This window comes from Cupriavidus sp. 05N38 (assembly GCF_056397345.1).
Genome location: NZ_JBFTNF010000038.1, coordinates 49,118 through 67,532 on the forward strand (window position 1 = coordinate 49,118; position 18,415 = coordinate 67,532).

General features: G+C 66.1%; 15 protein-coding genes and 1 pseudogene. 15 read left to right on the plus strand and 1 reads right to left on the minus strand.

Translation table 11 applies throughout. The features are described 5' to 3' along the window. The first annotated feature begins 49 nt into the window (after window positions 1–49). The 13 genes from AC1DK4_RS25165 (at window position 50) to AC1DK4_RS25225 (ending at window position 15,419) form a co-directional block, all read left to right on the plus strand. Window positions 50–1,009, plus strand: a complete 960-nt coding sequence (locus AC1DK4_RS25165; RefSeq protein ID WP_441612863.1) for an alpha/beta hydrolase — start codon at window positions 50–52, stop codon at window positions 1,007–1,009. 130 nt (window positions 1,010–1,139) lie between these two features. Then, window positions 1,140–2,882, plus strand: coding sequence for a GMC family oxidoreductase (locus AC1DK4_RS25170; RefSeq protein ID WP_477131845.1), 1,743 nt, complete (start codon window positions 1,140–1,142; stop codon window positions 2,880–2,882). 311 nt (window positions 2,883–3,193) lie between these two features. Beyond that, entirely contained in the window at window positions 3,194–3,970 is a 777-nt protein-coding gene (locus AC1DK4_RS25175) for an ABC transporter ATP-binding protein (protein ID WP_441612865.1), read from the plus strand. 9 nt (window positions 3,971–3,979) lie between these two features. After that, window positions 3,980–4,705: an ABC transporter ATP-binding protein gene (locus AC1DK4_RS25180; protein WP_441612866.1), complete on the plus strand. Its 726-nt coding sequence runs from the start codon at window positions 3,980–3,982 to the stop codon at window positions 4,703–4,705. A 99-nt stretch (window positions 4,706–4,804) separates the two neighbouring features. Continuing rightward, window positions 4,805–6,013, plus strand: coding sequence for an ABC transporter substrate-binding protein (locus tag AC1DK4_RS25185; protein ID WP_441612867.1), 1,209 nt, complete (start codon window positions 4,805–4,807; stop codon window positions 6,011–6,013). A gap of 132 nt (window positions 6,014–6,145) precedes the next feature. Beyond that, window positions 6,146–7,030, plus strand: a complete 885-nt coding sequence (locus AC1DK4_RS25190) for a branched-chain amino acid ABC transporter permease (RefSeq protein WP_441612868.1) — start codon at window positions 6,146–6,148, stop codon at window positions 7,028–7,030. After that, window positions 7,030–8,058, plus strand: a complete 1,029-nt coding sequence (locus AC1DK4_RS25195) for a branched-chain amino acid ABC transporter permease (RefSeq protein WP_441612869.1) — start codon at window positions 7,030–7,032, stop codon at window positions 8,056–8,058. Before AC1DK4_RS25190 ends, AC1DK4_RS25195 begins: the two co-directional genes overlap by 1 nt. A gap of 296 nt (window positions 8,059–8,354) precedes the next feature. After that, the gene (locus tag AC1DK4_RS25200; RefSeq protein WP_441612870.1) at window positions 8,355–8,909 is read left to right on the plus strand and encodes a hypothetical protein; all 555 of its coding nucleotides are present in this window, start codon (window positions 8,355–8,357) and stop codon (window positions 8,907–8,909) included. A gap of 101 nt (window positions 8,910–9,010) precedes the next feature. Beyond that, window positions 9,011–9,769 (plus strand): sulfite exporter TauE/SafE family protein, encoded by a 759-nt coding sequence (locus AC1DK4_RS25205; protein WP_441612871.1) that lies wholly within the window; start codon window positions 9,011–9,013, stop codon window positions 9,767–9,769. A 380-nt stretch (window positions 9,770–10,149) separates the two neighbouring features. Beyond that, window positions 10,150–11,301 (plus strand): ABC transporter substrate-binding protein, encoded by a 1,152-nt coding sequence (locus tag AC1DK4_RS25210; protein ID WP_441612872.1) that lies wholly within the window; start codon window positions 10,150–10,152, stop codon window positions 11,299–11,301. 415 nt (window positions 11,302–11,716) lie between these two features. Next, on the plus strand, window positions 11,717–12,769 hold the full coding sequence (locus tag AC1DK4_RS25215; protein WP_441612873.1) for a branched-chain amino acid ABC transporter permease: 1,053 nt from the start codon (window positions 11,717–11,719) through the stop codon (window positions 12,767–12,769). A gap of 10 nt (window positions 12,770–12,779) precedes the next feature. After that, window positions 12,780–14,666 carry a branched-chain amino acid ABC transporter ATP-binding protein/permease gene (locus AC1DK4_RS25220; RefSeq protein WP_441612874.1) on the plus strand — a complete coding sequence of 629 codons (1,887 nt, stop codon included), beginning with the start codon at window positions 12,780–12,782 and terminating at the stop codon, window positions 14,664–14,666. 9 nt (window positions 14,667–14,675) lie between these two features. Then, entirely contained in the window at window positions 14,676–15,419 is a 744-nt protein-coding gene (locus AC1DK4_RS25225; RefSeq protein WP_441612875.1) for an ABC transporter ATP-binding protein, read from the plus strand. 276 nt (window positions 15,420–15,695) lie between these two features. On the opposite strand, the gene AC1DK4_RS25230 is transcribed toward AC1DK4_RS25225, so the two are convergent. Next, the gene (locus tag AC1DK4_RS25230) at window positions 15,696–16,640 is read right to left on the minus strand and encodes a LysR substrate-binding domain-containing protein (RefSeq protein WP_441612876.1); all 945 of its coding nucleotides are present in this window, start codon (window positions 16,638–16,640) and stop codon (window positions 15,696–15,698) included. Window position 16,641: 1 nt separating this feature from the next. On the opposite strand from AC1DK4_RS25230, the pseudogene AC1DK4_RS25235 reads away from it, so the two are divergent. Further along, window positions 16,642–17,406 (plus strand): annotated as a pseudogene (locus AC1DK4_RS25235) (tripartite tricarboxylate transporter substrate-binding protein); the annotation flags it as partial. Window positions 17,407–17,410: 4 nt separating this feature from the next. Next, window positions 17,411–18,301, plus strand: coding sequence for an N-formylglutamate amidohydrolase (locus tag AC1DK4_RS25240; RefSeq protein ID WP_441612878.1), 891 nt, complete (start codon window positions 17,411–17,413; stop codon window positions 18,299–18,301). The last annotated feature ends 114 nt before the right edge of the window (window positions 18,302–18,415 follow it).

Sequence of the window (18,415 nt, forward strand, 5' to 3'; positions counted from 1 at the left end):
YGCTGTTGTGGGTGCGCAGCATGGCGGAACGGAGATGGAGACCAACCGGATGGACCAACCGAGTACCGCTGTCCCTGCCGAGCCCTTGCCGGGCGCCGGTGCCGGCGGCCATGCCGGCGAGGGTGCCGGCATGGCCGCGCAGCCCGCCCAGCCCCTGGTGCCGACCGAAAGCCGGCAACGCATGCGCGACGGCACCGAACTGTTGCTGCGCACCTGGCAGCCCGATCCTGCCTTGTTTCCCGAGACGACCGGCTCGCTGCTGCTGGTACACGGACTGGCCGAGCATTGCGGGCGCTACCAGCATGTGGCCGAACTGCTGTGCGGCCTCGGCCTGCGCGTGCGCGCCTACGACCAGCGCGGCCACGGTGCCAGCGGTGGCCCGCGCATGGTGGCCGGCCATCCCGATATCTATGTCGAAGACCTGACCGAGATCCACGACGCGGCCGTGGGCCAGTGGCAGGAACTGCCGTTCCTGCTGGGCCACAGCATGGGCGGCCTGGTGGCGGCCCGCTTCGCCACCGCACGCGTGCGGCCGATCCGGGCGCTGGTGCTGTCGTCGCCGGCGCTGGCGCTGCGGCTGTCCGGCGCGATGCTGGCGGTGCATCGCACGCTGCTGGTGCTGGCGCCGCGCCTGCGCGTACCCAATCCGATCAATGCGCGCTACCTGTCGCACGATGCGGCGGCGGTGGCGCGGTACCGCGCCGATCCGCTGGTGCAGGGCACCATCAGCGCCAGCGTGCTGGAGACTTTCATCCAGGGCATGGCGCAGGCGCAGGCCGATGCGGCCATGCTGGAAGCCCCGGCGCTGCTGCTGGTGGGCGGCGACGACCATATCGTCGACCCGGCCGGTAGCCGGCGCTTCGCCGAAGGCGCGCCGCCCGACCTGTGCGAGGCGCACTGGTTCGACAGCGCCTATCACGAGATCTTCAACGAGGCGCAGCCGCTGCGTGGCCAGGTGTTCGACGTGCTGGCAGGCTGGCTGCGCAGGCACCTGCAGCCACAGGCGTGAATGCGTGCATGATGGCGTGCGCGATGAACCATCGCGCGCATCGGTAGCCCAAGAACGGCGGGCCGCGCCAGGGCGCAGGCCCTTCCTCAATCCTTCCACTCGCGGCGCAAGGCCAGACAAAGACAAGAACATGGAGACTTACGACTACATCATCGTCGGCGCGGGATCGGCCGGCTGCGTGCTGGCCAACCGCCTGACGCAGGACCCCGAGGTGAGCGTGCTGCTGCTCGAAGCCGGCGGGCGCGACGACTATCACTGGATCCATATCCCGGTGGGCTACCTGTATTGCATCGGCAACCCGCGTACCGACTGGATGTACCGCACCACGGCGCAGGCCGGGCTCAACGGCCGCGCGCTCGGCTATCCGCGCGGGCGTGTGCTGGGCGGCTCGTCGTCCATCAACGGCATGATCTACATGCGCGGCCAGCGCGAGGACTATGACGACTGGGCGCGCCTGACGGGCGACGACGGCTGGCGCTGGGACAACGTGCTGCCGCTGTTCAAGCGCAGCGAGGACCATCATCGCGGCGCCAGCGAGTTCCACGGCGCCGGCGGCGAGTGGCGGGTCGAGGGGCAGCGGCTGCRCTGGGAYATCCTGGAGCGCTTYATCGAWGCSGCSGAGCAGGCCGGCATCCCGCGCACCGAGGACTTCAACCGCGGCGACAATTTCGGCGTGGGCTACTTCGAGGTCAACCAGCGCCGCGGCATCCGCTGGAATACCGCCAAGGCCTTCCTGCGCCGCGCGGCCGAACGGCCCAACCTGACCATCGTCACCGGGGCGCAGGTCAGCGCGCTGAGCTTCGACGGCCGCCGCTGCAGTGGCGTGGCCTATCTCGGCGGCGGCACCGCGCATGCGGTGGCCGCGCGCGAGGAGGTCATCCTGGCGGCCGGCGCGGTCAATACGCCACAGCTGCTGGAGCTGTCCGGCGTCGGCCAACCCGAACGCCTGCAGGCGCTCGGGATCGCGGTGCGCCACGCCTTGCCGGGCGTGGGCGAGAACCTGCAGGACCACCTGCAGCTGCGCACCGTGGTCAAGGTGGAGGGCGTGCGCACGCTCAATACGCGCGCGGGCAGCTGGTGGGGCAAGCTGGGCATCGGCCTGCAGTACGCGATCAACCAGAGCGGGCCGATGAGCATGGCGCCGTCGCAGCTCGGCGCCTTCGCGCGTTCGGATGCCGCGCAGGGCCGGGCCAACCTGGAGTATCACGTGCAGCCGCTCTCGCTCGACAAGTTCGGCGATCCGCTGCACAGCTTCAACGCGTTTACCGCGAGCGTGTGCAACCTGCGCCCGACCTCGCGCGGCAGCGTGCACATCGGCGACCCCGACTTCCGCAAGGCGCCGGTGATCGCGCCGAACTACCTGTCCACCGAAGCGGACCGCAAGGTGGCGGCGGATTCGCTGCGGCTGACGCGGCGCATCGTGGCCTCGCCCGCGCTGGCGCCATACAAGCCGCAGGAATGGCTGCCCGGCCCGGCTTTCGAGACCGATGAACAGCTGGCGCAGGCTGCCGGCGAGATCGGCACCACCATCTTCCACCCGGTCGGCACTTGCCGCATGGGGCGCGCCGACGACCCGGGCGCGGTAGTCGACCAGCGCCTGCGCGTGATCGGCATCGACGGGCTGCGCGTGGTCGATGCGTCGGTGATGCCGCTGATCACCTCGGGCAACACCAATTCGCCCACCATCATGATCGCCGAGCGCGCCAGCGACATGATCCGGGAAGACCGCCGCCGGCGCATGGCCGGCGCGGCGGGCGAGGGCGCGGCGCCGGCCGCGCCCGCCAATCTGCAGGTTTCCTCCGCCGAAGCCCGCGCGCGCGGCACGCTCAATGACGTGGGTCAAGAGAAAGACGGAGCCACGACACAGACCTGACATCTGGTTCATGTTTCATAATCAGTGCAAACCCGGATGTTTTGCGACGCAGCAGACGCACACAATAGACGCCCATATGCCGTGCAGCAGCGCTCACATTGGCGCGCCCCTCCCAGGGCGCGTCGCGCCTTGGTGAGCATGCCGGGCGGCGGCGACAAGAAGAGAAGCGGCGTGCAAGCCGCAATAGCCACGGGGAGCGCAACTGGATTGGCGTGACTCGTGCGGTGGTGGCGCAAACAGCGCCACGGTTCTGACCATTTGGCGGTGCCGACCAGAAGCCGGTGCCGCAGCAAGAGGGCGGGCAGGAGACCATGAACGAGCAAGACACGATCCTGGAAACGCGGAACCTCACCAAGGAATTCAAGGGGTTCACCGCGGTGAGCGACGTCAACCTGAAGGTGCGGCGCGGCTCCATCCATGCCTTGATCGGCCCCAACGGCGCCGGCAAGACGACATGCTTCAACCTGCTGACCAAGTTTCTCGAGCCGACCACGGGGACCATCCTCTTCAACGGCATCGACATCACGCGTGAGAAGCCGGCGCAGATCGCGCGGCGCGGCGTGATCCGCTCGTTCCAGATCTCGGCGGTATTCCCGCACCTGACGGTGCTGGAGAACGTGCGTATCGGCCTGCAGCGGCAGCTCGGCACTTCCTATCATTTCTGGAGCAGCGAGCGCACGCTCGATGCGCTCAATGCGCGCGGCATGGAACTGCTCGATCAGGTCGGCCTGACCGACGCGGCGCAGATCGTCACCGTCAACCTGCCGTACGGCCGCAAGCGCGCGCTCGAGATCGCCACCACGCTGGCGATGGAGCCGGAGCTGATGCTGCTCGACGAGCCCACGCAGGGCATGGGCCACGAGGACGTGGCGCGCGTCACCGACCTGATCCGCAAGGTCGCGGTGGGACGCACCATCCTGATGGTCGAACACAATATGAACGTGGTGTCGTCGATCGCCGACAAGATCACCGTATTGCAGCGCGGCGCGATCCTGGCCGAAGGGCCGTACGCCGAGGTATCGAAAGACCCGCGCGTGATGGAAGCCTATATGGGCACCGTCGAGGCCGAACTGCAGGGCGCGCACTGAGGAGCCAGGATGAGTACAACGCCCGCACTTGAAATCAAGGACCTGCACGCCTGGTACGGCGAATCGCACATCCTGCACGGCGTGGACCTGACCGTGAACCCCGGCGAGGTGGTCACGCTGCTGGGCCGCAACGGCGCCGGGCGCACCACCACGCTGCGCGCCATCATGGGCCTGACCGGCCAGCGCAAGGGTTCGATCCGCGTCAATGGCACCGAGACCATCGGCATGCCGACACACAAGATCGCGCACTGCGGCATCGGCTACTGCCCGGAGGAGCGCGGCATCTTCGCCAGCTTGTCGTGCGAGGAAAACCTGATGCTGCCGCCATTGCTCAAAGCCAAGGGCAGCGGCGTCGGCGCCGGCATGAGCGAAGCCGAGATCTACGAGATGTTCCCCAACCTGAAGGAGCGCCGCCAGAGCCAGGGCACGCGCCTGTCGGGCGGCGAGCAGCAGATGCTGGCGGTGGGGCGCATCCTGCGTACCGGCGCCAACCTGCTGCTGCTCGACGAGATCTCCGAGGGTCTCGCGCCGGTGATCGTGCAGGCGCTGGCGCGCATGATCCTGATGCTCAAGAAGAAGGGCTACACGGTGGTGATGGTGGAGCAGAACTTTCGCTTCGCCGCGCCGCTGGCCGACCGGTTTTACGTGATGGAGCACGGCACCATCGTCGAGCGTTTCGCCGCGGCGGAACTGCAGGCCAAGATGCCGGTGCTCAACGAGTTGCTTGGGGTCTGATGCGGCGCGCCTGACAGGTATGGCGCGCATGCATCGCAGGCATTGTTTTAGGGCAGGAACGGGTGGCGACAAGGGCCGCCGAAACTAAGGAGACAAGCAATGAAGATGACTCGGCTGGCGGTTGCTCTGGCGGCTATCGTAGCGGGCGTGGCAATGGGTTCGGCTTCGGCCCAGGTCTCGGGCGATACGGTCAAGATCGGCTACATCACCGATATGTCCGGCCTGTACGCCGACATCGACGGCCCGGGCGGTCTCGAGGCCATCAAGATGGCGATCGAGGATGCCGGCGGCAAGGTGCTGGGCAAGCCGATCGAACTGGTCTCGGCGGATCACCAGAACAAGGCCGACATCGCCGCCTCGAAGGCGCGCGAGTGGATGGACCAGCAGAACCTGGACATGCTGCTGGGCGGCACCAACTCCGCTACCGGCCTGGCCATGGCCAAGGTCGCATCGGAGAAGAAGAGGGTCTACTTCAACATCGGCGCAGGCTCGGCGCGCCTGACCAACGAAGAGTGCTCGCCGTACACGGTGCACTATGCGTATGACACGATTGCGCTGGCCAAGGGCACCGGCAGCGCGGTGGTCAAGCAGGGCGGCAAGTCGTGGTTCTTCCTGACCGCCGACTATGCCTTCGGCCACTCGCTGGAACAGGATACCGCCGCGGTGGTGAAGGCCAACGGCGGCACGGTGGTGGGCCAGGTGCGCCATCCGCTCAACGCCTCCGACTTCTCCTCCTTCCTGCTGCAGGCGCAGTCGTCGAAGGCGCAGATCCTGGGCCTGGCCAATGCCGGCGGCGACACCATCAACGCGATCAAGGCGGCCAAGGAATTCGGCATCACCAAGTCGATGAAGATCGCCGGGCTGCTGATGTTCATCAACGACGTGCACAGCCTGGGGCTGAAGAACACCGAAGGCCTGCTGATGACCGACAGCTGGTACTGGGACATGAACGACGAGACCCGCAAGTTCGCCAACCGCTTCTTCGGCAAGATGAAGAAGATGCCGAGCAGCTTGCAGGCCGCCGACTACTCCGCCATCCGCACCTACCTGAAGGCGGTGGAGACGGCCAAGACGGACGATCCGGACAAGGTCATGGCCGAACTGAAGAAGGCCAAGATCAACGACTTCTACACCAAGGGCTATATCCGCCAGGACGGCCGTGGCATCCACGACATGTACCTGATGCAAGTGAAGTCGCCGGCGGAATCGAAGAAGCCGTGGGATTACCTGAAGGTGGTCGCCACCATTCCGGGTGACCAGGCTTTCGCCACGGTGGCGGAGTCGAAGTGCGCGCTGCTCAAGAAGTAAGCGCCTGAGCTGAGTGTGTTGTCCCTGCCGCGGCGGCTCGTGACCCGGGCGCCGCGGCTTCGCTTCATTTGACTGCGCCTTCCCGGGAGGCCACGACGAATCCCGGCTGGTGCGCGAACGGTAACGCCCGCGATGGACATCTTCGGTATTCCTCTGCCCGCCATGCTGTCCCAGCTGCTGCTGGGGCTGGTCAACGGTGCCTTCTATGCGATGTTGAGCCTCGGCCTGGCGGTGATCTTCGGCCTGCTCAACGTCATCAATTTCGCCCACGGGGCGCTGTTCATGCTTGGCGCGGTGCTGGCCTGGATGGGCATGAACTACTTCGAGCTCAACTACTGGGTGATGCTGGTGTTGTCGCCGCTGGTGGTGGCGCTGCTCGGCGTGTTGATCGAGCGCACCATGCTGCGCTGGATCTACAAGCTCGACCATATCTACGGCCTGCTGCTCACGCTGGGCATCACGCTGGTGGTCGAAGGCATCTTCCGCTCGATCTACGGCGTGTCCGGCCTGCCGTATTCGCCACCGGAACTGCTGACCGGCGCCACCGACCTCGGCTTCATGATCCTGCCCAACTACCGGGCCTGGGTGGTGCTGGCCTCGCTGGTGGTGTGCTTCTCCACCTGGTTCCTGATCGAGAAGACCAAGCTTGGCGCCTACCTGCGCGCCGGCACCGAGAACCCCAAGCTGGTGGAAGCATTCGGCGTCAACGTGCCGCTGATGGTGACGCTGACCTACGGCTTCGGCGTGGCGCTGGCGGCGTTCGCCGGCGTGCTGGCCGCACCGGTGATCCAGATCTCGCCGCTGATGGGGCAGAACCTGATCATCATCGTGTTCGCGGTGGTGGTGATCGGCGGCATGGGCTCCATCATGGGTTCGATCCTGACCGGCCTGGGGCTGGGCGTGATCGAGGGCCTGACCAAGGTGTTCTATCCCGAGGCCTCCTCCACGGTGGTGTTCTTCATCATGGTCATCGTACTGATGTTGCGCCCGGCCGGGCTGTTCGGGAGGGAGAAGTGATGAGCCAACCATCGGGCGCGGCAGTGGCCGCGGGGCAGACAAGACAGGGGCAGGGCGTGCAGAAGAAACTGTGGTACGGATTGTTGCTGGTGGCGCTGATCGTGGCGCCGATGGCCGGGGCGTATCCGGTGTTCGTGCTCAAGGTGCTGTGCTTCGCGCTGTTCGCGTGCGCCTTCAATCTGCTGATCGGCTACACCGGGCTGCTGTCGTTCGGCCATGCGGCCTTCTTCGGCGGCGCGGCCTACATGGCCGGCCATGCCATGAAGGCCTGGGGCGTGACGCCGGAGGTCGGCCTGGTGCTGGGTACGCTGACGGGCGCCCTGATCGGCTACGTGGTGGGCTGGATCGCGATCCGGCGCCAGGGCATCTACTTCGCGATGATCACGCTGGCGCTGGCGCAGATGCTGTTCTTCTTCTGCCTTCAGGTGCCTTATACCGGCGGCGAGGATGGCCTGCAGGGGATCCCGCGCGGCAAGCTGTTCGGGGTGCTGCCGCTGGCCAGCGACCTGACGCTGTACTACGTGGCGCTGCTGATCATCGTGCTGGCATTCGCGCTGATCGTGCGGACGGTCCATTCGCCGTTCGGGCAGATCCTCAAGGCGATCAAGGAGAACGAGCCGCGTACCATCTCGCTGGGCTACGACACCGACCGCTTCAAGCTGATGGTATTTGTGCTGTCGGCGGCGCTGTCGGGACTGGCGGGATCCATCAAGGCGCTGGTGCTGGGCTTTGCCACGCTGACCGACGTGCACTGGTCGATGTCGGGCTCGGTGATCCTGATGACGCTGGTGGGCGGGCTGGGTACGCTGTCGGGTCCCCTGGTCGGTGCCTTCGTGGTGGTGGCACTCGAGAACAAGCTGGGCGATATCGGCAACTTCCTCGCCTCGCTCACCGGAATCGAGTGGTTTGGTTCGCTGGGCGAATCGGTGACCATGGTCACTGGCGTGATCTTCGTGATCTGCGTGCTGACCTTCCGCCGCGGCATCATGGGAGAGCTGCTGGCGCGCTTCGGCAAGGCCCGGGAGTGATTACGGGGCAACATGCCCGGTTTTGGGGCTAGGGTTTCTTCTAGCTTGTTCGGAACGCACCGCTTAGTTACATTCCATATACGGTTTTCGCAGGTTAAATGGAGGCGGAAGCGAGGAGACGACAGGCGCGCGGTCACTAGGCTGCAGTGTCATATAAGATGAGGGCGTTGCCGGGTGATCCCCGGCAACGCCTTTTTTAATGCCTGTTTCTGGTGCATCGCACGCCACCATGCGGAATCGGCATAAGAAGGGCGAGGGCCACATGAGACAATCTGCTTCTCTCCCCGACGCCTGCCATGTCCCCCGAATTCCCATCAGCGGTGCCTCCGGCGCCACATAAACCGCCTTCTGAGGACGCTTCCTCCGCTGCCGGCTCGTATCCCCATATCCGCCTTGCTACCGCCGCCGACGCGCCAGCGCTGAGCGACTGGCTGCAGGCCGCCCGGCCGCTGCCGGTGGCTGCCGCGCGCGCGCGGAGCGCGCTGGTGGAGAGCCTGCTGGCCAGGCCGGAGCGCGGGGCTTGCGTGGTGGCGGAAGCAGCGGGGCAGCAAGTGCTGGGCTGCTTGCCCGTCACGCTGGTGCCGCATCTCGGGCTCGCCGGGCTCGCGGCGTTCGTGGCGGAATGGTGGGCCCGGCCAGTTGCAGAGACGGGTACGGCGGCTGTGGCGAATGCGGCGCTTTTCCAGGGGTGCTGCGACCTGCTGGCCGACTGGTGCCGCGCGCATGGTGTACGGCACTTGCTGCTGTCGCCTGCCTTGCTGACGGTGCGGCAGGCCGAGGCAGCGGGCTTCGTGCCGTGTGCCGGCTTGTGGCACTGCAATCTGGCACCGGCGCACAAAGACCTCGGCTGACACGCGGCGGGGGCTTGCCGCAGGCCAGTCCCGGCGTGTCGCCTTCCTGCGTTGCCTCTCCTTCCTTCCCTTCTTCTCCTCCCTGGTCTTCCGAGCGTTCCATGGATTTCGTGTTTCTCGCGGTCGCGGCTTTTCTGGCCGGCATGATCGATGCCGTCGCCGGTGGCGGCGGCCTGGTGCAGATCCCCGCCCTGTTCTCCGCCTATCCCGATATGTCGCCGGCCACCCTGATCGGTACCAACAAGGTGGCTTCGCTGGCGGGCACGGCCAACGCCGCGGTGCGCTACGGGCGCAGCGTGCGCATCTACTGGGGCGCGACCATGCCGGCGATGCTGTCGGCCTTTGTCTTTTCGATGGCCGGTGCCTACGCGCTGACGCTGATTCCCGCCGGGCCGCTGCGCAAGTCGCTGCCGTTCGTGCTGGTGATCCTGCTGGTGTACACGGTGGCCAAGAAGAACCTGGGCACCGAGCATGCGCCCACGCTTTCGGGCAGCAAGGAGCGCGCGGCAGCGCTGCTCGCGGGGGCGGCAATCGGCTTCTACGATGGCGTGTTCGGACCCGGCACTGGCAGCTTCCTGATGATCGTGTTCGTACGGGTGTTCGGCTATGACTTCCTGCATGCGTCGGCATCGACCAAGGTGGTCAACCTTGCCACCAACCTGGCGGCCTTGCTGCTGCTGGCGGCCAAGGGCCACGTATGGTGGCAGCTCGGCCTGGTGATGGCGGTGGCGAACGTCGCCGGCAGCCAGCTGGGCAGCCGCCTCGCGCTCAAGCATGGCAGCGGCTTCGTGCGCCGCGTCTTCATCGTGGTGGTGGCGGCGCTGATCGTGAAGACCGCATGGGATGCCTTCGGGCACTGAGCGGGCAGGGCGCGGCCGCCGGATTCTCGTGGCGTGTCGCGTGGCGTGCCGCACCCTGGCGGCGCTCCGGGTTAATCCGGCTTTCCGGCCCATATCGCTATTGTTAGACTCGCTACGCATTTTCGACCGTGCGGTCGGTGAATGAGCGGCACCGGGTGGCGCAGCGCGCCGCCGGGGAAACGCGCAGGACGGGAGATCGCGGTGTGGTGCGGACTGGTTCCGCGCGCACCGGGCAGCAGGCAGGCGCCGGCGTTGCGCCTGGACACGGGTCCGCAAGGACACCGCAAGCATACAAAGACAAGAAGACCAGATTGAGGCATCCGACCGGCCGGAAGCCGGCACGGATGCCTTTTCCGTTTGCCGCTATGGAAGGAGACACGATGACATTCAAGCGCGCCAGCCTGTTGGCTCTCGCCGCCGCCGCCTTGTGCGCGGGCACCGCCAACGCTCAGGTCAAGGTGGGGGTGACGGTTTCGGCCACGGGACCGGCGGCTTCGCTGGGCATCCCGGAAAAGAACACGATCTCGCTGCTGCCGAAGGAAATCGCCGGCAAGAAGATCGAGTACATCGTGCTCGACGATGCCTCCGATACCACTACCGCCGTCAAGAACACGCGCAAGCTGATCAGCGAGGACAAGGTCGATGTGGTGGTGGGTTCGACCGTGACGCCGAATTCGCTGGCGATGGTGGACGTGGTGGCCGAGAACGAGACGCCGATGATCACGCTGGCCGCCTCGGCGCGCATCATCGAGCCGATGGACGCCAAGCGCGCCTGGGTCTTCAAGACGCCGCAGAACGACTCGCACATGGCGACCGCCATTGCCGAGCACATGACCAACAACAACGTGAAGACGGTGGCCTTCATCGGCTTCGCGGATGCCTATGGCGACAGCTGGGCGCAGGAATTCGCCAAGGTCGGCGAGATGCGCAAGATCAAGGTGGTGGCCAACGAACGCTTTGCGCGCACCGATACATCGGTCACCGGCCAGGTACTGAAGATGATGGCCGCCAATCCCGACGCGGTGCTGATCGCTGGTTCGGGTACGCCCGCCGCACTGCCGGCCAAGGCGCTCAAGGAGCGCGGCTGGAAGGGCAAGATCTACCAGACCCACGGTGTTGCCAATGCGGACTTCCTGCGTGTCTGCGGCAAGGATTGCGAAGGCACCTTCCTGCCTGCCGGCCCGCTGCTGGTGGCCGAGCAGCTGCCGGACAGCAACCCGGTGAAGAAGCCCGCCATGGCCTACAAGACGGCCTACGAGAAGGCCTTTGGCGGCCAGGTTTCCACCTTCGGCGGCCACGCCTGGGACGCGGGGTTGCTGCTGCAGCGGGCCATTCCCGAGGCACTGAAGAAGGGCCAGCCTGGCACCAAGGAATTCCGCAAGGCGCTGCGCGATGCCATGGAGCAGACCAAGGAACTGCCGATCTCCCACGGCATCATGAACATGACGCCGACCGACCACCTCGGGCTGGACCAGCGCTCGCGCGTGATGGTGCTGATCACGGACGGCAAGTGGAAGCTGCAGACCAAGTAGGTTGGCTTCGGGGGTAGCCGCAAAAAGGGCGCATGCTCAGCCATGCGCCCTTTTTGTTTGTGCCGCGAGCGCGGGACGCGTGGCGCGGTCTACAGGCAATCCCGTACTTGACACCGTTTCCGTCATGCACGATCTTTAACGTGTTAATGAATTGCTGCGCCACGCCGGGAAACCGCAAAGCCGCAAAGCCGCAAAGCCGCAAAGGTGCATGGCGGCCGTGCTGCGCTGCGAATACGCTGCCCGAACCGTGTATGCGGATCGGCGCTCGGAGCCGACCCTGGGCTTGCCGCACCGCGCAAGCTAGGGTTGGTCGGGATTTGTGCTATGCGTAATTTGTTTACTATTTCGTAATCCGTGATTCGCGCCAGCCGGCATTCCTCGCCGGCCGGACGCACCAACAAAATACGGGGAGACAATGGACCTCTCGATCGCCGCCATCCTGGCGCAGGACGGGATCACCTCGGGCGCCATCTACGCGCTGCTGGCGCTGGCCCTGGTGCTGGTGTTCTCGGTGACCCGCGTCATCTTCATTCCGCAGGGTGAATTCGTCGCCTATGGCGCGCTCACGCTGGCGGCGATCCAGGCCGGCCATGCGCCGCAGAGCAGCTGGCTGCTGCTTGCCATGGGCGTGCTCACCTTTCTCTACGAGGCCGTCACCGTGCTGCGCAGCGCCGAACTGCGCCGAACCGCGGGCACACGGTTCGCGGTGCTGGCGGGCAAGTACCTGGTGTTCCCGCTCGCGGTGCATGTGCTGGCACAACAATATGCCGCGCAACCGATGCCGATGGCAGCGCAGATTGCACTGACCTTGCTGATCGTGGTGCCGCTGGGGCCAATGCTGTACCGCCTGGCCTACCAGCCGCTGGCCGAGGCCAGCACGCTGGTCCTGTTGATCGTCTCGGTGGGCGTGCACTTCGCGCTGGTGGGCCTCGGCCTGGTGATGTTCGGGGCCGAGGGCTCGCGCACCACGGCGTTCTCGGAGATGCGCTTCGACGTGGGCAGCCTGACGGTATCGGGACAGAGCCTGTGGGTGGTGGGCGTCTCCGGCTTGCTGATCGCCGCACTGTATTTCTACTTCGAGCGCACCATCGCGGGCAAGGCGCTGCGCGCCACCGCGGTCAACCGGCTCGGCGCGCGCCTGGTCGGCATCGGCACCACGCAGGCCGGGCGCCTGTCGTTCACGCTGGCCGCGGCGATGGGCGCGCTGTGCGGGATCCTGATCGCACCGCTGACCACGGTCTACTACGAATCCGGCTTCCTGATCGGCCTGAAGGGCTTCGTCGGCGCCATCGTGGGCGGCCTGGTGAGCTATCCCGTGGCTGCCGCGGGTGCCATTCTCGTGGGCCTGCTCGAATCCTATTCCTCCTTCTGGGCCAGTGCCTTCAAGGAGGTCATCGTGTTCACCCTGATCCTGCCCGTGCTGCTGTGGCGCTCGCTGAACAGCAAGCATGTGGAAGACGAAGAATAAGGAGCAGGCCATGAGTAATGCAAACGCCAAGAATGCGAATGGCAAGAGCGCCGTGGCCGGCACCGGCGCGGCGGGCAGCGCGGGCGCGACCGGCAACAGGACCCGCCGGACAAACTCCGCCGGACGCAACCGGCTTTTCCTGCTGGCCTTCGCGGTGGTGCTGGCGCTGCTGCCGGTGCTGCCCACGCCTGAATTCTGGATCACGCTGGGCAACTACATCGGCCTGTACAGCATCGTCGCCATCGGGCTGGTGCTGCTCACCGGCGTGGGCGGCATGACGTCGTTCGGGCAGGCTGCGTTCGTCGGCCTCGGCGCGTACAGCACGGCGTACCTCACCACGCAGTTCGGGCTGTCTCCGTGGCTTGGCCTGCTGGTGGGACTGGCGATCACGATGGGGTCGGCCTATGTGATCGGGCTGATCACCATGCGCATGTCCGGGCACTATCTGCCGCTGGCCACCATCGCATGGGGCTTGTCGCTGTTCTTCCTGTTCGGCAACCTGGAGTTCCTCGGCAAGTACGATGGTCTGAACGGCATCCCCGTGCTGCACGTGCTTGGCATCGAGCTGGCTTCGGGCCGCTCGATGTTCTACCTGATCTGGGCCGTGGTGCTGCTGGCGGTGATCGCCATGCAGAACCTGCTCAACTCGCGTCCGGGCCGCGCCATCCGCGCGCTCAAGGGCGGCGGCACCATGGCCGAGGCAATGGGCGTGAACACGGCGTGGATGAAGGTAGTGATCTTCGTGGTGGCCGCCGTGCTGGCCTGCATCTCGGGCTTCCTCTACGCGCACCTGCAGCGCGCGGTGAACCCGACGCCGTTCGGCCTGAACTACGGCATCGAGTACCTGTTCATGGCCGTGGTGGGCGGCGTGGGGCATGTGTGGGGCGCGGTGCTCGGCGCCGGCATCCTCACCATCCTGAAGGACGTCCTGCAAGGCGTGCTGCCCAAGCTGCTCGGCGCCAACGGCAACTTCGAGACGATCGTGTTCGGCGTGCTGATGGTGCTGCTGCTGCAGTACGCACGCGATGGCATCTGGCCTTTTATCCGCAAGCTGGTGCCCGGCGGGCCGCCGGTGCTGGCGCCCGCGCAGGCGGAGCCGCTGCCGCTGCGCGCGAAGCCGCAGGCAGGCGAGCTGATCCTCGACTTGCAGGCCGCGCGCAAGGAGTTCGGCGGGCTGGTGGCGGTCAACGATGTCAGCTTCCAGGTGCGCGCCGGCGAGATCGTAGGGCTGATCGGCCCCAATGGCGCGGGCAAGTCCACTACCTTCAATCTCGTCACCGGCGTGCTGCCCGTGACGCGCGGCGAAGTGCGCTACCGCGGCGAGGCGATCTCCGGGCTGCCGTCGCGCGAAATCGTCAAGCGCGGCATCGGCCGCACCTTCCAGCACGTGCATCTGCTGCCGACCATGACGGTGCTCGAGAACGTGGCAATCGGCGCGCACCTGCGCGGCGACTTCGCTGCGCAGGGCGGCGTCACGGCTGCCATCCTGCGCATGAACCGCGGCGAGGAAGACAAGCTGCTGCATGAAGCCGCGCGGCAGCTCGAGCGCGTGGGCCTGGCCGACTGCATGTACATGGAAGCCGGCAGCCTGGCACTGGGCCAGCAGCGCATCCTCGAGATCGCCCGCGCGCTGTGTTGCGATCCCGCGCTGCTGCTGCTCGACGAGCCCGCCGCGGGCCTGCGCTACAAGGAAAAGCAGGCACTGGCCGAGTTGCTGAAGAAGCTCAAGGGCGAAGGCATGAGCGTGCTGCTGGTCGAGCACGACATGGACTTCGTCATGAACCTCACCGACCGCCTGGTGGTGATGGAATTTGGTACGCGCATCGCGGAAGGCGTGCCCGAGGACGTGCAGAAGAACCCCGCGGTTCTCGAAGCCTATCTCGGTGGCGTGGAGTAAGGAAAAGAGATGAGCCTGATCCTCGAAGTGAAAGACCTCCATGTGCGCTATGGCAAGGTGGAGGCCGTGCACGGCGCCGGCCTCAAGGTGGAGGCCGGCCAGATTGTCACGGTGATCGGTCCCAACGGCGCGGGCAAGTCCACCATGCTCAACGCCATCATGGGCGCGCTGCCGGTCAGCGGCTCGTCGTCCGGCACGGTCAGCTACCTCGGCCACGACATGGCCGGCCTGCCCGTGGAAGGGCGGGTCGCGCGCGGCATGTGCCTGGTCCCGGAGAAGCGCGAGCTGTTTGCCTCGATGAGCGTGGCAGACAACCTGGTGCTTGGCGCATACCGCCGCAAGCGTGCCGGCGAGAAGAACTTCCTCGATCAGATGGAGGTCGTCTATGGCCTGTTCCCACGGCTGAAGGAGCGCGCCCGGCAGGATGCGGGCACGCTCTCCGGCGGCGAGCGCCAGATGCTGGCGGTGGGCCGCGCGCTGATGGCCAAGCCGCAGCTGTTGATGCTGGACGAGCCCAGCCTCGGGCTGGCGCCGCTGATCGTGAAGGAGATTTTCCACATCATCAACGATCTGCGCAGAACCGGCGTGGCGACGCTGCTGATCGAGCAGAACGCGCGGGCAGCGCTGCAGGTGGCCGACTACGGCTATGTCATCGAAACCGGGGACATGGCCATGGAAGGACCGGCGGAGGAACTGGCAGCGAATCCGAAGGTGATCGAGACGTACCTGGGACTGGCGAAAAAGGCGGCCTGAGCCTTCAATCGGCGTCTAAAATTCCCGGGATGAATAACGGCGGGCCAAGCTCGTCGTTATTTATTTGTGCGGCGGATTCGACTCCGGGAAGGTCGGTGGCATTGGGCGGAAGGGCTCGGCCCCGGCGAGAGCGCAGCGATTGGTACGCTAAATATTCACTGGATGAATGTACTTGCTCAGAATTGCTGCATTGAAATTCGTCGCAATGACAACGAAGTGTTGACGATACCGATTTCATTCGCAGTACGACTTTGAGACATCAAAATTAAAAGATAATCATCTATCCGGCGAATATTGAGCCTGGACACCCTTCACATCGGGGTCCTGGGCTGCCGTCTCGAGCAACCACTCCCTGAAGCACGCCAGCGCCGGGTACGAATGCCGCTCGCGCGGCGTGCACAGGAAGTAGCCGCGCGTCAGCCGGATCGGCAGGTCGAACGGCGCTACCACGCGCCCGGATTCGATCTCCTCGCGCACCAGGCAGCGCTGCAGCACTGCCACGCCCATATCCGCCTTGACCGCCTGCACCAGGATCGAGACCTGGTCGAAGCCCGTGGCGAGCGCGGGCGCAGCACTGGGTACGCCCGCAGCCTCCAGCCAGTGCTGCCAGTTGGCCGGTGCGGTGGTGTGGAACAGCAGGGGTTCGTCCAGCAGTGCGGCGGGGCTGGACCAGCGCCCGGCTTCGCGGCGCGCGCGGGCGCGGTCGGGATGGCAGATGGGCACGACCTCGCTGCCGATCACGTAGTCGCATTGCAGGCCTGGCCAGTGGTCAGCGGTGCCGGGCAGGATGGCGGCGTCGGGGGCCGGCCCGGAGAAGTCCTCGTCGCGACGGTAGGGCACGAAATCGAGGCGGATGTCGGGATGGCGGCGGTGGAACGCCGGCAGCCGCGGTACCAGCCAGACGCTGGCCAGGGTGGGTACGGCGGAAAGGGTGAGGTGATGCCGGCGGTCGCGCGAGAGCAGGGCTGCGCTGGCGCTTTCGATCGCCGCCAGCGGACCGGCCACCGACTCCAGCAGCTGCCGGCCAGCGTCCGTCAGGGTCAGGCGGTGGGCGTTGCGCTGGAGCAGGGAAATGCCGAAATGCGCCTCGAGCCGGGCAATGGCGCGGCTGATGGCACCCTGCGTCACACACAGATCCTCTGCCGCCCGCGTGAAGCTCCCCAGCCGGGCGGCCGCGGCAAAGGCATGCAGTTCGGACATCGACGGTGAGCGCAGCCGCATGGGGGGCGGTTCGCTGGGCATGGAGCAGGTCGCGCGCGCGGCCCCGGACGGCTACACCATCGGCATGGCGACGGTCAGCACGCACGGCTCCAATCCGGCGGTGTTCGCCAAGCTGAACTACGATCCGCTCAAGGATTTCGCGCCGGTGACCAATGTCGTGGCGATCCCGAGCGTCTTTGCCGTGCATCCCAGCGTACCTGCCAGGACCATGCAGGAGTTCATCGCGCTGRCGCGTGCCAACCCGGGCAAGTACAGCTTTGCTTCCCCGGGGGCCGGCTCGCTCGGTCACGCCAATATCGAGAACTTCATGATGCTGGCCAAGATCGATCTGCTGCACGTGCCTTACAAGGGCGCGGGGCTGGCGCTCAACGATGCGGTGGCAGGGCAGGTGAACGCCATCACGGACAACCTCTCATCCACGCTTCCCCACGTGAAATCGGGGCGCCTGCGCGCGCTGGCCGTGCTGGGCGCGACCCGCTCGCCGCAGCTGCCCGATGTGCCGACCTACGCCGAACTGGGCTACAAGGAGATGGGCGATGGCGGCTGGTTCGGCATCGTGGCGCCGGCAGGAACGCCGCCGGCGATCGTCGACAAGCTCAACCGCGCTGTCCACAAGGCCATGCTGAATCCGGAGTTCAAGCGCAAGGTGGAGGAGTCGGGTGGCACCCTGGTGCCGACCACGCCGGACGGATTCAAGGTGCAGATCCAGCAAGCCATGGCACGCTACGCACGCGTGGCCAAGGCAGCCAACATCAAGCTGGACTGATCGCATGAGCTGCAAGCCTGAGAACCTGGCGCAGTCCGCCGCCGAATTCGCGCCGTTCGCCTACTTCGCGCCGCAGGGCCAGCCGTTGCCGCTGGTGTGTGATTCACCGCATAGCGGCACGCGGTATCCACGGGATTTTGGCGCCGCCATCTCCGGACAGCCGCTGCGCGGCGGCGAGGATACCCATGTCGAGGCCCTGTGGGAAGCGGTGCCGCGGCATGGCGGGACGCTGATCGCGGCGAATTTCCCGCGCGTCTATATCGATCCCAACCGTACCCTCGACGACCTGGATCCGGGCCTGCTCGACGGTACCTGGCCCGAGCCACTGGCGCCAGGCGAGAAGACACGCCTGGGCTATGGCCTGATCTGGCGCAACCTGGATGCGTCCACGCCGATCTACGACCGCAAGCTCTCGCTGCAAGAGGTACGCAACCGGATAGACCGCTACTACCTGCCGTATCACCAGGCGCTGTCCGCGGCGGTGGAGGAGGCCTACGGCCGCTTCGGCGCGCTCTGGCACCTGAACCTGCACTCGATGCCGAACAATGCTTATGAGCGGCTCAAGATACAGAGCGCGCATGCATTGGCCGACTTCGTGCTCGGCGACCGGGATGGCAGTACCTGCGAGCCGGCCTTCGTCGGGCTGGTAGCTTCCGAGTTGCGGGCGATGGGCTATACGGTGGCCTGCAATGATCCGTACAAAGGGGTGCAGCTGATTGCGCAGATCGGTCGCCCGGCGGAGCGGCGCAACAGCCTGCAGATCGAGATCCGGCGGCCGCTGTATATGGATGAGGCGACGCGCGAGCGCAATGCCGGATTTGCCCGGGTGCAAGCCGACCTGGGCAGGCTGGTAGAACGCATTGCCGCCTATGTCCGGGAGCAGGGCGGCGCATAGCGCCACCGCAATCGTGGCGTGACGGAAGGCCGGGCCTGGTGCCCGGCTTTTTTGTTTCACGTGGAACACACTCGAGTCTTCTATGCGGCATGTTTCACGTGAAACGTGTTGCTG

Bases quoted from the DNA above. Each gene is read 5' to 3' on its own strand.
- AC1DK4_RS25175 (WP_441612865.1), top strand. From the start codon at position 3,194: ATGAACGAGCAAGACACGATCCTGGAAACGCGGAACCTCACCAAGGAA.
- AC1DK4_RS25240 (WP_441612878.1), top strand. From the start codon at position 17,411: ATGAGCTGCAAGCCTGAGAACCTGGCGCAGTCCGCCGCCGAATTCGCG.
- AC1DK4_RS25190 (WP_441612868.1), top strand. From the start codon at position 6,146: ATGGACATCTTCGGTATTCCTCTGCCCGCCATGCTGTCCCAGCTGCTG.
- AC1DK4_RS25195 (WP_441612869.1), top strand. From the start codon at position 7,030: ATGAGCCAACCATCGGGCGCGGCAGTGGCCGCGGGGCAGACAAGACAG.
- AC1DK4_RS25205 (WP_441612871.1), top strand. From the start codon at position 9,011: ATGGATTTCGTGTTTCTCGCGGTCGCGGCTTTTCTGGCCGGCATGATC.
- AC1DK4_RS25180 (WP_441612866.1), top strand. From the start codon at position 3,980: ATGAGTACAACGCCCGCACTTGAAATCAAGGACCTGCACGCCTGGTAC.
- AC1DK4_RS25215 (WP_441612873.1), top strand. From the start codon at position 11,717: ATGGACCTCTCGATCGCCGCCATCCTGGCGCAGGACGGGATCACCTCG.
- AC1DK4_RS25230 (WP_441612876.1), bottom strand. From the start codon at position 16,640: ATGCGGCTGCGCTCACCGTCGATGTCCGAACTGCATGCCTTTGCCGCG.
- AC1DK4_RS25185 (WP_441612867.1), top strand. From the start codon at position 4,805: ATGAAGATGACTCGGCTGGCGGTTGCTCTGGCGGCTATCGTAGCGGGC.
- AC1DK4_RS25220 (WP_441612874.1), top strand. From the start codon at position 12,780: ATGAGTAATGCAAACGCCAAGAATGCGAATGGCAAGAGCGCCGTGGCC.
- AC1DK4_RS25165 (WP_441612863.1), top strand. From the start codon at position 50: ATGGACCAACCGAGTACCGCTGTCCCTGCCGAGCCCTTGCCGGGCGCC.
- AC1DK4_RS25225 (WP_441612875.1), top strand. From the start codon at position 14,676: ATGAGCCTGATCCTCGAAGTGAAAGACCTCCATGTGCGCTATGGCAAG.
- AC1DK4_RS25200 (WP_441612870.1), top strand. From the start codon at position 8,355: ATGTCCCCCGAATTCCCATCAGCGGTGCCTCCGGCGCCACATAAACCG.
- AC1DK4_RS25210 (WP_441612872.1), top strand. From the start codon at position 10,150: ATGACATTCAAGCGCGCCAGCCTGTTGGCTCTCGCCGCCGCCGCCTTG.